General features: G+C 66.1%; 11 protein-coding genes. 8 read left to right on the plus strand and 3 right to left on the minus strand.

The features are described from left to right. The first annotated feature begins 37 nt into the window (after positions 1-37). Both AACW18_RS14545 and glnE read left to right on the plus strand, forming a co-directional pair. Positions 38-484, plus strand: a complete 447-nt coding sequence (locus AACW18_RS14545) for a GNAT family N-acetyltransferase (protein ID WP_218389062.1) — start codon at positions 38-40, stop codon at positions 482-484. A gap of 144 nt (positions 485-628) precedes the next feature. Then, positions 629-3505: a bifunctional [glutamate--ammonia ligase]-adenylyl-L-tyrosine phosphorylase/[glutamate--ammonia-ligase] adenylyltransferase gene (glnE, locus tag AACW18_RS14550; RefSeq protein ID WP_218389063.1), complete on the plus strand. Its 2877-nt coding sequence runs from the start codon at positions 629-631 to the stop codon at positions 3503-3505. Positions 3506-3566: 61 nt separating this feature from the next. Here glnE and AACW18_RS14555 read toward each other — a convergent pair whose 3' ends face one another. Then, positions 3567-4301, minus strand: coding sequence for an SDR family oxidoreductase (locus AACW18_RS14555; protein WP_218389064.1), 735 nt, complete (start codon positions 4299-4301; stop codon positions 3567-3569). Between the two features lie 321 nt (positions 4302-4622). Here AACW18_RS14555 and AACW18_RS14560 point away from each other — a divergent pair, with 321 nt between their 5' ends. Then, on the plus strand, positions 4623-4850 hold the full coding sequence (locus AACW18_RS14560) for a hypothetical protein (protein ID WP_218389065.1): 228 nt from the start codon (positions 4623-4625) through the stop codon (positions 4848-4850). Positions 4851-5021: 171 nt separating this feature from the next. Here the strand turns inward: AACW18_RS14560 and AACW18_RS14565 are convergent, their stop codons facing one another. Both AACW18_RS14565 and AACW18_RS14570 read right to left on the minus strand, forming a co-directional pair. After that, a complete protein-coding gene (locus AACW18_RS14565; RefSeq protein WP_218389066.1) occupies positions 5022-7181 on the minus strand; it encodes an AsmA family protein in 2160 nt (719 codons plus the stop codon). A 193-nt stretch (positions 7182-7374) separates the two neighbouring features. Further along, positions 7375-9528, minus strand: a complete 2154-nt coding sequence (locus tag AACW18_RS14570; protein ID WP_218389067.1) for a prolyl oligopeptidase family serine peptidase — start codon at positions 9526-9528, stop codon at positions 7375-7377. Positions 9529-9757: 229 nt separating this feature from the next. Between AACW18_RS14570 and AACW18_RS14575 the strand changes: the two genes are divergently transcribed. The 5 genes from AACW18_RS14575 to AACW18_RS14595 all read left to right on the plus strand — a co-directional run bounded on the left by AACW18_RS14575 (position 9758) and on the right by AACW18_RS14595 (position 14083). After that, a complete protein-coding gene (locus tag AACW18_RS14575) occupies positions 9758-10969 on the plus strand; it encodes a threonine synthase (RefSeq protein WP_218291614.1) in 1212 nt (403 codons plus the stop codon). After that, a complete protein-coding gene (locus tag AACW18_RS14580; RefSeq protein WP_218389068.1) occupies positions 10966-11631 on the plus strand; it encodes an amino acid ABC transporter permease in 666 nt (221 codons plus the stop codon). The genes AACW18_RS14575 and AACW18_RS14580 overlap by 4 nt, the downstream gene beginning before the upstream one ends. A 198-nt stretch (positions 11632-11829) precedes the next feature. Then, entirely contained in the window at positions 11830-12492 is a 663-nt protein-coding gene (locus AACW18_RS14585; protein WP_042653313.1) for an amino acid ABC transporter permease, read from the plus strand. Further along, entirely contained in the window at positions 12489-13250 is a 762-nt protein-coding gene (locus AACW18_RS14590) for an amino acid ABC transporter ATP-binding protein (protein ID WP_218389069.1), read from the plus strand. The genes AACW18_RS14585 and AACW18_RS14590 overlap by 4 nt, the downstream gene beginning before the upstream one ends. Then, positions 13247-14083, plus strand: coding sequence for a transporter substrate-binding domain-containing protein (locus AACW18_RS14595; protein WP_218389070.1), 837 nt, complete (start codon positions 13247-13249; stop codon positions 14081-14083). Before AACW18_RS14590 ends, AACW18_RS14595 begins: the two co-directional genes overlap by 4 nt. Positions 14084-14147: the final 64 nt, after the last annotated feature.

The raw sequence follows: 14147 nt of genomic DNA on the forward strand, positions 1-14147 counted from the left end.
GGGGCCTTTCTTATTCATGTCACGGCAAGGAGCCAGGATGCAGACAGCACAACACTCTTCCCAACTGGAGATCAGCGACGACAAGGGGCGGCTCGACGTGTCGCTGATCCACAAGTTCCTGTCCGAGGAGGCCTACTGGTGCCTCGGCATTCCGCGCTCGACCCTGCAGCGCGCCATCAATCACTCCCTCTGTTTCGGCGGTTATCTGGCGGGCCAGCAGGTGGCCTTCGCCCGGGTCATCACCGACAGGGCCACCTTCGGCTACCTGGCGGATGTGTTCGTGCTGCCCGAGCATCGTGACCAGGGCCACAGCAAGGCGCTGATCGCCGCCATCCTGGCTCACCCCGAGCTGCAGGGGCTGCGCCGCCTGAGCCTGGCCACCTCGGATGCCCAGGGCCTCTACGCCGGCTTTGGCTTCAAGCCACCGCGCACCCCGGCCAGCCTGATGGAAATCTACGATCCCGAGATCTATCGGCGCCCCTGAGCCCATGCCGCGCCGGCAGCCCATTTTTCCCCGCAGGATCATGCTTCTCGCCCCCGGCCTGTGACGGGCCGGCATGGCAGTGGTAGATTGGCTGCCGGCGTTTTCATTCCCTCTGCAGATCCGTTAACCACAAGGACGGCAACCGTGGCCCAGCATTCACCTTCTCTCCCCTCTGCTCTGCCCCCTATTTTGCAAGATCAGGCCCTGCGCCAGTGGCAACGGCTGCTCGATCTGGCCCCCGTTTATGGCGATCTGCCCGCGGTGGAGCAGCAGACCCTGCTGACCCTGCTCGGCCTCTCCGACTTTGTCTCCGACAGCCTCATCAAGCAGCCGGAGCTGCTGGCACAGACCCTCGCCTCCGGAGATCTGGCGCGCGGCGAGCGCTGGCCCGCCTACCAGCCCGAGTTTGCGGCGCTGCTGGCCGAAGTCCATGACGAGGAGACCCTCAAGCGCGTGCTGCGCCAGTTCAGACGCAGCCGGATGCTGGTGATCGCCTGGCGCGAGCTGCTGGGGCAGGCCGAGGTGGAGGAGAGCTTTATCCATCTGACCAAGCTGGCGGATGCCCTCATCTGCGGCGCCCGTGACTGGCTCTACGCCAGGCAGTGCGTTGAGCTCGGCACCCCCATGGATGGCAATGGCGATCCCCAGCCGCTGCTGATCCTCGGCATGGGCAAGCTGGGGGGCGGCGAGCTGAACTTCAGCTCCGACATCGATCTCATCTTCACCTTCCCGGAGAACGGCTACACGGTCGGCGGACGACGCGAGCTGGCCAATCAGCAGTTCTTCATCAAGCTCGGCCAGCGGCTGATCAATGCCCTGCACCAGCCCACCCAGGATGGTCAGGTGTTCAGAGTCGACATGCGGCTGCGCCCGTTTGGCGAGGCGGGGCCGCTGGCCATCTCCTTCGCCGCCATGGAGGATTACTACCAGCACCACGGCCGCAACTGGGAACGCTACGCCATGGTCAAGGCGCGGGTGCTCGGCACCCAGTGTGAGCAGGCCCAGGCCCTCACCGAGCTGCTGCGCCCCTTCGTGTTTCGCCGCTACATCGACTTCGGCGTCATCGACGGCCTGCGCCAGATGAAGGCGATGATCGCCGCCGAGGTGCGCCGCAAGGGGCTGGAGGGCAACATCAAGCTCGGCTCCGGCGGCATCCGCGAGGTGGAGTTCATCGCCCAGGCGCTGCAGCTCATCCGCGGTGGCCGCGAACCCGCCCTGCGGGTACGCCACCTGCCCGAGGCGCTGGCCGCCATCGCCCGGAGCGGGGCACTCGAGGAGACCCGCTGTCAGCGGCTGCTGGAGGCTTACCGCTTCCTGCGCCGGGTCGAGAACATACTGCAGGAGATAGGCGATCAGCAGACCCAGACCCTGCCCACCGAGCAGCGGGATCGGCTGCGGCTGATCACGGCCATGGGCCTTGATGACTGGCAAGCCTTCATGGCCCGGCTGGACGAGGAGATGGCCGCTGTCCATCAGGAATTCGTCGCCGTGGTGGGGGAAGAGAAGGAGGCCCCGGCCCACCTGGAGCAGCTCTGGCTCGATCTGTGGCGCACCGAGCTCGATGCCGGTGAGCTGGAGCAACTGCTGACCGCCCAGGGGGTCGAGGATCCGGCCCCGCTCTGCGCCGCTCTGCTGCGCTTCAAGGAGGAGTACCGGCGCCGCCAGGTCGGTCCCCAGGGGCGGATCGCCCTGGACTGGCTGATGCCGGAGCTGCTGCGACTGGTGGTGGCGAGCCAGGCGCCGGCCCGGCTGTTCGAGCGGGTCTGCGCCCTGCTGACCCGCATCTTCACCCGCAGCGCCTACCTGCAGCTGCTGGCGGAGAACCCCGCCGCCCTGCGCCAGCTGGTGCGGCTCTGTGACGCCAGCCACCTGGTGAGCGAACAGCTCGCCCGCTACCCCATCTTGCTGGACGAGCTGCTCGATCCCCAGCACCTCTACCACCCGACCCCGCTGGATCAGTACAAGCCCCAGCTGCGCCAGTTCCTGCTGCGCATCCCCGAGGAGGACGTGGAGCAGCAGATGGAGGCGCTGCGCCAGTTCAAGCAGGTGCAGCTGCTGCGCATCGTCGCCGCCGACATCGCCGGCGCCCTGCCGCTGATGAAGGTGAGCGATCACCTCACCTGGCTGGCGGAGGCGATCACCGAGGAGGTGGTCAATCAGGCCTGGCTGCAGATGAGCGAACGCTACGGCGTGCCGCCCGAGGTGACGGCGAGCGGCCAGCGTGGCTTCGCGGTGGTGGCCTACGGCAAGCTCGGCGGCATCGAGCTCGGCTACGGCTCGGATCTGGATCTGGTGTTCCTGCACGGCGGCGATCCCAACCGCTACACCGATGGGCCCAAGTCCATCGACAGCCGCCAGTTCTACCTGCGCCTGGCCCAGCGCATCCTGCACCTGTTCAGCACCCGTACCCCCTCCGGCATCCTGTACGAGATCGATATGCGGCTGCGTCCCTCCGGCGACGCCGGCCTGCTGGTCTCGTCCCTGGCCGCCTACGAGCAGTACCAGCAGAACGACGCCTGGACCTGGGAGCACCAGGCGCTGGTGCGGGCCCGCCCCATCTACGGTGACGACGCCATCCAGGCCGAGTTTGGCCGGGTGCGCCGCGCCGTGCTCGCCAAGGAGCGCGATCTCCCTACCCTGGCCAGGGAGGTGCGCGAGATGCGCCACAAGATGCGGGATCACCTGCTCAAGGCCGGCGAGGGGGAGTTCGATCTCAAACAGTCCCCCGGCGGCATGGTGGACATCGAGTTTATCGCCCAGTACCTGGTGCTGGCCCATGCCAACGGCGAGCCGGACGCGTTGACCCGCTGGTCCGATAACGTGCGCATCTTCGATGAGTGCGTGCTGGCGGGGGTGCTCAGCCTGGAGCAGGCCGAGGGGTTGAAGCAGGCCTACCTGGAGATCCGCAACCTAGGCCATCGCCTCAACCTGTCGGAGATCTCCCGCAAGGTGGACGACGACCAGTTGCTGACCGAGCGCGGCCATGTGCTGGCCGTCTGGCAACAGCTGCTGGGGGAATAAGTCACTGGGGAAGTAATGAGAAGGGGCGCCGCGGCGCCCCTTCTGCTTGCATGGCCTGCCCCTATCGTCCACCGGCCAGATCGATAAAGGTGCCGGTGGCATAGGAGGCCTCGTCCGACAACAGCCAGGCGATGGCGGAGGCCACCTCGGCCGGCTGGCCGCCCCGCTGCAGCGGGATCTGGTTCTTCACCCGCTCCACCCGACCGGGTTCGCCCCCATCGGCATGCATCTCGGTATGGATGAAGCCGGGCCGCACCCCGTTGACCCGGATCCCCTGCGCCGCCACCTCCAGCGACAGGCCTTTGGTCAACACGTCGATGGCCCCCTTGGAGGCGGCATAGTCGACATATTCCCCCGCGGCGCCGAGGCGGGCGGCGGCCGAGGAGACATTGACGATGGCGCCGCCCCTGGCCATGCGGCGCACCGCCTCCCGGCAGCAGAGGAAACAGCTGGTCACATTGGTGGTCAGGGTCTTGTTGATGCGCTCGGCACTCATCTCCAGCACCCTCATCTGTGGCTGCAAGATGCCGGCATTGTTCACCAGATGGGTGATGACACCCAGTCTCGTGTCCATCTCATCGAACAGCCGCACCACCTCGGCCTCGACGCTGACGTCCGCCTGCACGGCGATGCAGGCCACCCCGTGGCGGGCCTGGAGCTCGGCCACCAGCGCCTCGGCCGCCGCCCGCTGCTGCCGGTAGTTGATGCAGAGCCGGTAGCCCTGCCCCGCCAGATGATGGGCCGTCGCCGCCCCTATGCCCCTGCTGCCACCGGTGATCAATGCGTTCCTGTTCATCGCGCCTCCATGCCCATCGCTGTTGCTGGCCCCCGATACTACCCCATGGCCGGGCAACTGCAACGGCCACCCGGACCCGGTCGCGCGCCGCTCAAAAAAGACGCCTTTCCCATGAATGGAAAAGGCCGTGGCGCCGGTCTTGTTGAATACGCGTCGTCAATGCCGTCCGGGATGATCCGGTTGCCCAACCGGTTCGTAAACAGGATCCGTGAGTCACAGCCTCCGTGAGCGCAATGTCGGAGGGCCGCGCCTCACCAAGATGACGTCACACGGACACTCGACCAAGACTGGCCGGGTGCCGGAATGTCCAAGGAGTAGAAGATGCATGCAACCGGTAACACCCTCAGCCGTCTGGCTGGTGCCGCCCTGGCAATGGCGGCTGTTTTCCTGTCTGGTGCGGCGATGGCCGCCAACACGGGGCAACATGGCGAAGATCAGGTCCAGTGTTCGATGGCAAGCAGCTGCAAGGGTCAGAGTGCCTGCGAAGACCAGAGCGTTCGCAGCATGACCCGGGAAGAGTGCAACGCCAAGGGTGGCAAGGTCCGTTAAGCGGATGACGCCGTTCTTGTCATGGCCGGCACCCGCGCAGGGTGCCGGCCTGTTTTTTTATGGCCATTTCCCCCGGGAGCCTGGGCCGCGTTCTCCCTGGTCGGATGAGGGCCGGCCAAACAAAACGGGCCCGATGGGCCCGTTGTCATGAGGATCACCGAGACGGTGAACTTACTTGAACAGCCCCTTGAGCAGCTGATCCGCCACCCCCTTGATCTGCTCATCGTCGGCCTTGTCCCCCAGCAGCTTCTTGAGACCGCGTTCGGCCTCCTTGCGCGCCTTGTCCTCCAGCACCTTGTTGCTGCTGAGCAGCTCCTTCACGTCCAACCGGTAACTGGGGGCCTGCCAGTGGCCGCCGATGCGCACCGGTATGGTGACGTCGTTGAGCTCATCCACCGTCTTGCCGCCCTGGCCCTTGCTGCTCTCGACGATGGAGGTGAGGAACAGGAAATCGAGGCTCTCGGGCACCAGCGCGCTCTGTCCCTGGCCCTTCACCCGCAGGGCGGGGGCGGAGAGCTGGATGTCATCGCTGCTGGCCACGCCGTTCGCTATCTGGAAGCTGGCGCTGAGGTCGCTGAAGTCGGTCTTGCGCACCTCCTTCACCTGCTCGGCCCGCTGCCCCTTCAGGGTCGCCCTCGCCTCGCGGATCATCTCAGCCAGGTTGATGCCATGCAGGGCGCCGTCGCTCATCTTGAGGCTGATCTTGCCCTGCATCTGGTTGCGCAACGCCAGCTGCGACAGCCCGGTGCCCTGCACCTGCACGTCGAGATCGCCCTTGCCTTCCAGCAGATCGCTCTGGGCCAGGGTCTGCAGCAGCGGGCGCACATTCACCCCCAGCACCCGCTTGTGGGCCTGATAGCTGACGGGCTGCTGACGGGCATCGATCACCCCGTTGGCGCTCACCCGGCCACCAGCCACCCCGGCATTGAACTGTTTGAGATCGAGCCGACCGCCCGCCAGCACCAGCTGCAGGTCGACGGCGCTGAGATCCAGCCCCCGCACCCGCAGGTTGCCCAGTTGCAGCCGTCCGGCCAGATCGATCTGCCTGAGGGCGCTCAGGTCCGGCTCCACCGCAGAGAGCGCCTGATCCACCTTGGCGGGGGCTGCCTTGTCGGCCGCGACCGGGGCAGCCGGAGCCGTCGTTGCAGGAGCAGATGCCGTCTTGGCCGGGGTCGCTTTGCCGAGCCAGGCGTCGAGATCCAGCTTGTCACCCTTGAGATCGAACTCGATCTTCGGCAGGGCCCCTAGCTGCACCACGGACTCGCCGCTCAGCAGTGCCTCATCGGCGCTCACCACCAGCTTGCTCAGGCTGATCCTCTGCTTGTCCAGCTCGGCGCGGGCGAAGCCCGCCAGCTTGAGGTTCATCTGCGGGCGTGGCAGGGCGTCGCCCTTGAGATTGGCCGAGAGCACCGCATCCGACAGCTCCACCAGCTTGAGATTCTTGTCGAGCCGCGCCTTGAGGGTTCCCTCCAGCGCACCGGTCAGGGCCGGTTTGTCCCCTTCCCCCTGGCCGCCGTTCAGGCTCACGCTGAGGCTGCTCCACTCCCCCAGCGCCAGTCGATCGGCCTTGAGGGTGAAGCTATCCAGTCGCCGGCCCGGCTCGCTGAGACTGCCGCTCAGGGTCAGATCCTTGAGTGCGCTGGCCAGCGTATCCCGGGCCGGCTTGAGCTCCCCCTGCCCCTTGAGGTCGAAGGCGAGTTGGCCCTGACTCCCCTTGGCGGCCAGGGTCACCGGTACCCACTGCCCCAGGGTCAGCTTGCCCAGGCTGAGATCGAGGCGATCGAGGCGGGAGACTGTGCCCTTGCGATCGTCCCGCACCAGGGCGCTGGCCTGCTCCAGCACCACCCCCTGCAGATCGATCTGCCAGGGCTGGCCGTCGCTCGCGGGGGCCGGGCTCTCGCCGCCCTGAGCGGCAGCCTTGTCAGACGGCGCCGCGGCATCCTTGATCAGGCCGCTCAGGTTGGAGCTGCCATCGGCCCTGGTCTGGATGAACAGATGGGCGCCATTCAGGGTCACTGCCCCGATCTCCAGCCGGTGGGAGAGCAGCGGCAGCAAGGCGACCGAGGCGTCCCCCTGCTCGAAGCGGATGAGATCCGGCTCGGCAAAGCCCGCCGGGTTGCGCAGCGCCACCTTCTCAAGGGAGAGGCCGAGGCTGGGCCAGAAACGCCAGCCGATGTCCCCCTCCATCACCAGCTCGCGGCCGGTGTTCTTCCTGACCTGCTCCGCCAGCTGGGGCTTGAACTGGTTGGGGTCAACCAGCGAAATCAGGGCGGCGATGGCCACCACGGCGGCCAGTGCCAGCCCCAACAGTATGTAGATGATCTTCTTCACGACGAACTCCTCAATGCAGATCCTGTGGCTGACTATACCATCGGCGGCGCGGCGCAGGCTGTACCGGCCCCAAAACGGGCAACCGGCGAGACAGGGATGGTCGCGCCCGCCAGCCTCCATCATAAAAAAAGGGCCCCGCGGGGCCCAGTATCAGGGGCTGACCGGCAACTGCCGGTAGTCCATCTCACATTGGTCATGGTTGGCGAGGCAACTGCCGGTAGCCCATCTCATAGAGAGTGAAGGCGTAGAGATCCGCACTCTGCTCGATCAACTTGGTCACCGGGGTGCCCGCGCCGTGGCCGGCGTTGGTCTCGATGCGGATGAGCTGGGGATGGGGCCCGCCGTTGTCGGCCTGCAGGGTGGCGGCAAACTTGAAGGAGTGGGCCGGCACCACCCGATCGTCGTGATCCGCCGTGGTCACCAGGGTCGAGGGGTAGCTCACCCCCTCGCGCAGGTTGTGCAGCGGCGAGTAGCCCTTCAGGTAGTCGAACATCGCCTCGCTGTCGGCGCTGGTGCCGTAGTCATAGGCCCAGCCTGCCCCGGCGGTGAAGCTGTGGTAGCGCAACATGTCGAGCACCCCCACCGCCGGCAGGGCGACCCGCACCAGATCCGGGCGCTGGGTCATGACGGCGCCCACCAGCAGGCCGCCGTTGGAGCCGCCCCGGATGGCCAGCCTGTCGGTGCTGGTGTAGCCCTCGGCCTTCAAATACTCTGCCGCCGCGATGAAGTCGTCGAACACGTTCTGCTTGTTCTGCCGGGTGCCCGCCAGATGCCAGGCCTGGCCATACTCGCCGCCGCCGCGCAGGTTGGCCACCGCGTAGACGCCCCCCAGATCCAGCCAGTTCGCCACCGAGACGCTGAAGCTCGGGGCCAGGCTCACGTCGAAGCCGCCGTAGCCGTAGAGGATGGTGGGGTTGCCGCCATCGAGCCTGAGCCCCTTGCGGTAGCTGATGATGAGCGGCACCCGGGTGCCATCCTTGCTCTGGTAGAAGCGCTGCTCGGAGACATAGTCCTCCGGCTTGAAGGGCGCCGCCGAGGCGCGATGCAGGCTGATGGCCCCGCTCCTGGGCTCGAACTGGTAGAGGGTCGGCGGCTGGGCGTAGTTCTCGAAGCCGAAGTAGAGCTCGGGGTCACCCCGCTTGCCGTTGAAGCCGCTGACGCTGCCGAGCCCAGGCAACGCTATCTCCCGTACTCGCTTGCCGTCATAGTCGAACTGCTCGACCCGGGCGGTGGCGTCCCGCATGTATTCCGCAAACAGGTAGCCGGCGCCGCTGTGCACCCTCAGCACCTGCGGGCGCTCTGGGATGAGATCACGCCAGTGGGTCGGGCCGGGCTGGCTGGCATCCACCGTCACCAGCCGGCCGTTGGGTGCCCCCCGGTTGGTCAGCAGGTAGAGCATGCTGCCCCTGTTGTCCACCAGGTTCACATCCGCCTCCAGATCCCCCTGCACCGTCAGCAGCGGGGTGCCGTCCTGGGTCAGATCCTTCACATAGAGCCGGTTGCCGGAGGTGGAGTCCGCCGCCGAGATGAGCAGGTAGCGATCGTCCTCGGTCACCCGTGCCCCCACGTAGCGGTGCTGCTGGGCCGGGATGGCACCGAACACCAGCCGATCCTCTTCCTGCGCCGTGCCGAGGCGATGGAAGTAGAGCTTGTGCCGATCCGTCCGGGCCGACAGCTCGCTGCCATCGGGCTTGTCATAGCTCGAATAGAAGAAGCCCTCGTCGCCGAGCCAGCTGATGCCGCTGAACTTCACATCCTTAAGGGGCGTCTCCAGCGGCTGCTTGCTCTCCACGTCCATCAGGTGGATCTCGCGCCAGTCGCTGCCGGCCAGCGACAGGGAATAGGCCAGGGTCTTGCCATCCCGGGAGAAGCTCAGCTTATCCAGCGCCGTGGTGCCGTCGGGGCTCAGGGTATTGGGATCGAGGAACACCTCGGCGGGCTTGCCCGCCTGCTGGCGCCACAGCACGTTCTGATTCTGCAGGCCGTAGTTCTTGAAGAAGTAGTGATAGCGCCCCTCGCGAAACGGCGCCCCCTCCTTGGCGTAGTTCCAGGAGGCCGCCAGCTTGGCCTTGATCGCCTCCCGGAACGGAATGCGGGCGAGATAATCCTGAGTCACGGCGTTCTGGGCCCTGACCCAGGCCTCGGTCTCGGGGCTGCGATCGTCCTCCAGCCAGCGATAGGGATCGGCCACGGCCTGACCGAAGTAGTGATCCACTTGCTCGCCCTGGCGGGTGACGGGGTACTGAAGGCGTTCTTTCCCTGACATGACATCCTCTCGGGTTGGGTCCGACTGGCCGCTGCAGGCACTCAGCAGTGACAGGGCCAGCAGGCTGACAATGGATCGCATCGATGCTACTTCCTGCGGTTCGGGTGAGGCGGGCAGGTTAACAAAGAGTGCCGGATGGCCCAACCCCCCAGCGGGTGCTCGGCCCGCTACCATGCCAACGCCCCTCGTTTCGAGCGGAGTCATATGAATTTTTTCGCTTAGGTTAGCCGCTTTATTTTGTTCGTTATCCAGCACTTGGGTCACAGGATGGCATCACCGACCGACCACAGCGACCCGCTCAGGATAACCCATGCCATACAGCTATCTGTCACATCTGCGCTGCAGCAAGACCGGCGAGATCTTTGATGCCGACCAGCCCCAGCAACTGAGCCGGGTGGGGGCACCGCTGCTGGCCAGCTACGATCTCGAGGCCCTGAAGAAGGCCTGGCATCCGGCCGCCCTGCTGGGGCGCCCCGCCAGCCTGTGGCGCTATCACGAGCTGCTGCCGGTGCGTGACCCAGCCCAGGTGGTGACCCTGGGGGAAGGACTCACCCCGCTGCTGCCGCTGCCCACCCTGGGCAAGCAGATCGGCATCCCGGATCTCTGGATGAAGGATGAGAGCATCATCCCCACCGGCTCCTTCAAGGCCCGCGGCGCAGCGGTCGGCGTCTCCCGCGCCCGGGAGCTCGGCGTCACCCATTTCGCCATGCCCACCAACGGCAATGCCGGCGCGGCCTGGGCGCTCTACGGCGCCCGTGCTGGCCTGCGCAGCACCATCGTCATGCCCCAGGCGGCCCCCGCCATCACCCGGCTGGAAACGTCGCTGGCCGGGGCCCGCCTCTATCTGGTGGACGGCCTCATCAGCGATGCCGGCCGTCAGGTGGCCCAGGCGGTGGCGGAGCAGTCCCTGTTCGACGCCTCCACCCTGAAGGAGCCCTACCGCATCGAGGGCAAGAAGACCATGGGGCTGGAGATCGCCGAGCAGCTCGGCTGGACGCTGCCGGACGTGATCCTCTACCCCACCGGCGGCGGGGTCGGCCTCATCGGCATCTACAAGGCGCTGCGGGAATTGCAGGAGCTGGGCTGGGTCAAGGGTGACCTGCCCAGGTTGGTGGCGGTGCAGGCGAGCGGCTGCGCCCCCATAGTCCAGGCCTGGCAGCAGGGGGCCAGCGAGTCGAGCTTCTGGCCCGACTCCCAGACCCTGGCCTTCGGCATCAATGTGCCCAAGGCGCTGGGGGATTTTCTGGTGCTGGACGCCCTCTATCGCACCCAGGGCTGCGCCATCGCGGTGGACGACAGGGCCATCCAGGCGGAGATCCGCCAGCTCGCCTCCCAGGAGGGCAGCTTCGTCTGCCCGGAAGGGGCGGCCGCCTTCGCCGCCGCCCGCCAGCTGCGCGAGGCGGGCTGGATCCAGGGAGGCGAGCGGGTGGTGGTGCTCAACACCGGCGCCGGCATCAAGTACCCGGACGCCATCACAGTGCTGCCCCAGCGGCTGCGATCCGACGGGAGGATCCCCGCATGACCTTCGACTGGGCCTTCATCCTCGGCACCCTGCCGGCCTTCGGCACATCGGTCTGGGTCACCCTGCAGCTCGGGGTCCTGGTGATCCTCACCTCGCTCACGGTGGCCCTGCTCAACCTGGCGTTGCTCAGCCTGAACAGGCCTTGGCTGAACAGGGTGATCCGCACCTATGTGGAGCTGGCCCGCAACACGCCGCTGTTGATCCAGCTGTTCTTTCTCTACTTTGGGCTGCCGGCGCTGGGGCTGTCGCTGTCCGGTTTCGCTACCGCGGTGATCGCCATGACCTTCCTCGGCGGCGGCTACCTGACCGAGGCGCTGCGGGCCGGGGTGCAGGCGGTGCCTCAGGGCCAGCTGGAGGCGGGCCAGGCCATAGGTCTCTCCCGCTGGCAGCTGCTGTGCCACGTGCAGCTGCCCCAGGCCTGGCTCGCCAGCCTGCCGGCGCTGTTTGCGAACTTCATCTTCCTGCTGAAAGAGACGACCGTGGCCTCGGCGGTGGCGGTGCCGGAGCTGCTCTACACCACCAAGAACTACATCGCCCTCTACTACAAGACCTACGAGATGCTGGCGGTGCTGACCCTGATGTGCGTGCTGATCTTCCTGCCACTGTCCCTCGCCCTGCGTGTGTTGGAGAGGAGGCTGCAACATGGTCAGTTCGGTTACTGAGTCGCTGATGCAGGCGCGGATCCCGATATGGACACTGATCTTTCTGCCGTTGCCATCGTCCACCCTGCACGCATGGGAAAGGAGGGTTCAATATGGTCAGTTCGGTCACTGAGTCGCTGATGCAGGCGCGGATCCCGATGTGGGCACGGATCTTTCTGCCGCTGCCGTCACCGCATGTATTGGAAAGGAGGGATCATGATGGCCACTCCGGTTTCTGAGTTGCTGGGCCAGGCCTTGCCCCTGATGGCGGTGGGCGCGGGCCAGACCCTCGCCATCTCGCTGCTCGCCATCCTGTTTGCCACCCTCGGCGGCCTGGGTTACGGCGTGCTGGCGCAGCAAGGGGGCAAACTGACCCAGGGTGTATTGCGGCTGTATCTCGAGCTGTTTCGGGTGGTGCCGGTGCTGGTGTGGCTCTATCTCTTCTTCTTCGGGCTGCCCATCGTCTTCGGCCTCGACATCCCGGCCTTCTGGTGCGCCGTGCTGGTGCTCTCCCTCTGGGGCGCCAGCGAGGTGGGGGAAGTGGTGCGCGGCGGGCTGGGATCCTTGGCCCGTGGTCAGCAGGAGGCCGGGCTGGCGCTCGGGCTCTCCCGCTGGCAGCTCTATCGCCACGTGCTGCTGCCCCAGGCGCTGCAACGGCTGACGCCGCCCACCATCAACATCCATACCCGCATCATCAAGACCAGTTCGCTGGCGGTGCTGATCGGGGTGGTGGAGGTGATCAAGGTGGGCCAGCAGATCATCGAGCGCACCTATGCCTCGCTGCTCATCTACGGCCTGCTGTTTCTGTTCTTCTTATCGGTCTGCTATCCGCTCTCGCTGGCCTCCCGCCGGCTGGAACAAAAATGGGGTAATGCGGTATGACGCCTCTGCTTGAACTGAGTTCTGTCAGCAAACAATTTGACCAGCGGCTCGTGCTGGACAGGGTCAGCCTCAGGGTAGCCGCCGGGGAGGTGATCGTCATCCTGGGGCCGAGCGGCTGCGGCAAGAGCACCCTGCTGCGCACCCTCAACGGGCTCGAGCCCATCCAGGGTGGCGAGATCCGCTTCGACGGCCAGCGGCTGGACGCAAGCACCGACTGGCAGCGAGTGCGCCAGCGCATCGGCATGGTGTTCCAGAGCTATCACCTGTTCCCCAACCTGACGGTGCTGGAGAACGTGTTGCTCGGGCCCATCCAGGTGCAGCAACGGGAGCGGGAGGAGGCCCTGCTGCAGGCGGAGCAGCTATTGACCCGCATCGGCCTGTGGCAGCGGCGTCACGCCTATCCGCGCGAGCTCTCCGGCGGTCAGCAGCAGCGCATCGCCATAGTGCGGGCCCTGTGCATGAACCCCCAGGTGATGCTGTTTGACGAGGTCACCGCCGCCCTCGACCCCGAGATGGTGCAGGAGGTGCTGGAGGTGATCCGCGATCTCGCCGGCAGCGGCATGACCCTGCTCATCGTCACCCACGAGCTGGCGTTCGCCCGGGCGGTGGCGGATCGCATCCTCTTCATGGAGGAGGGCCAGATCCTGGAGCAGGCCCCTCCCCGCCAGTTCTTCGACAACCCCAGGAGCCCGCGTGCGCGCCAGTTCCTCGCCAAGTTTTCTTATACAACTGTCATCAAACGAAAGGAGTCAGCATGAAAAAAATCACCTCGGTGCTAATGAGCGCCCTGATCGGCCTGGGTATCGCCAGCGGCGCCGCCCAGGCGGCGGACGGTTCCCTCGACAAGATCAAGGCGCGGGACAAGCTGATCGTCGGCGTCTTCACCGACAAGCCGCCCTTCGGCTACGTGGATGAGCAGGGGCGCTACGTGGGCTTCGATACCGATCTCGGCCGCCGCTTCGCCAAGGATCTGCTGGGGGACGAGAACAAGATCGAGTTCGTGGCGGTCGAGCCCGCCAGCCGCATCCCCTTCCTGCAGAGCGACAAGGTGGATCTGATCCTCGCCAACATGACGGTGACCCCGGAGCGGCGCGAGGTGGTGGACTTCACCAACCCGAACCTCAAGGTCGCGGTGCAGGTGCTGGTACCTGAAGGGAGCCCGGCCAAGGGGCTGGACGATCTGGCGAGCAAGACCCTGATCGTCACCACGGGCACCACCGCCGACATCTGGCTGACTCGCAATCACCCGGACTGGAAGCTGCTCAAGTTCGAGAAGAACAGCGAATCCCTGCAAGCCCTGGCCCAGGGCCGGGGCGATGCCTACGCCCAGGACAATCTGGTCTTGTTCAGCTGGGCCAAGGAAAACCCCGGCTACCGGGTGCTGCCCCAGAAGCTGGGCTCGGAAGACCCCATAGCACCGGCGGTGAAGAAGGGCAATGTCGAGCTGCGTGACTGGGTCAACGAGCGCCTCGCCAAGCTGGGGGAAGAGAAGTACCTGCTCAAACTCTACGACCAGTATGTGCGCGACAAGTTGAGCGCCGACACAAATCCCAACGACGTGATAGTGGAAGGAGGCAAGTGGCAGGGCTAAGCCTGCCATGAGGAAGTGCTGAGTGTGAAGTGTGTGGAGTCCAGGTTCCGTTGGTCCGCAAACC

The organism is Aeromonas sp. sia0103 (assembly GCF_963895295.1).
In the GTDB taxonomy this organism is placed as follows: domain Bacteria; phylum Pseudomonadota; class Gammaproteobacteria; order Enterobacterales; family Aeromonadaceae; genus Aeromonas; species Aeromonas encheleia.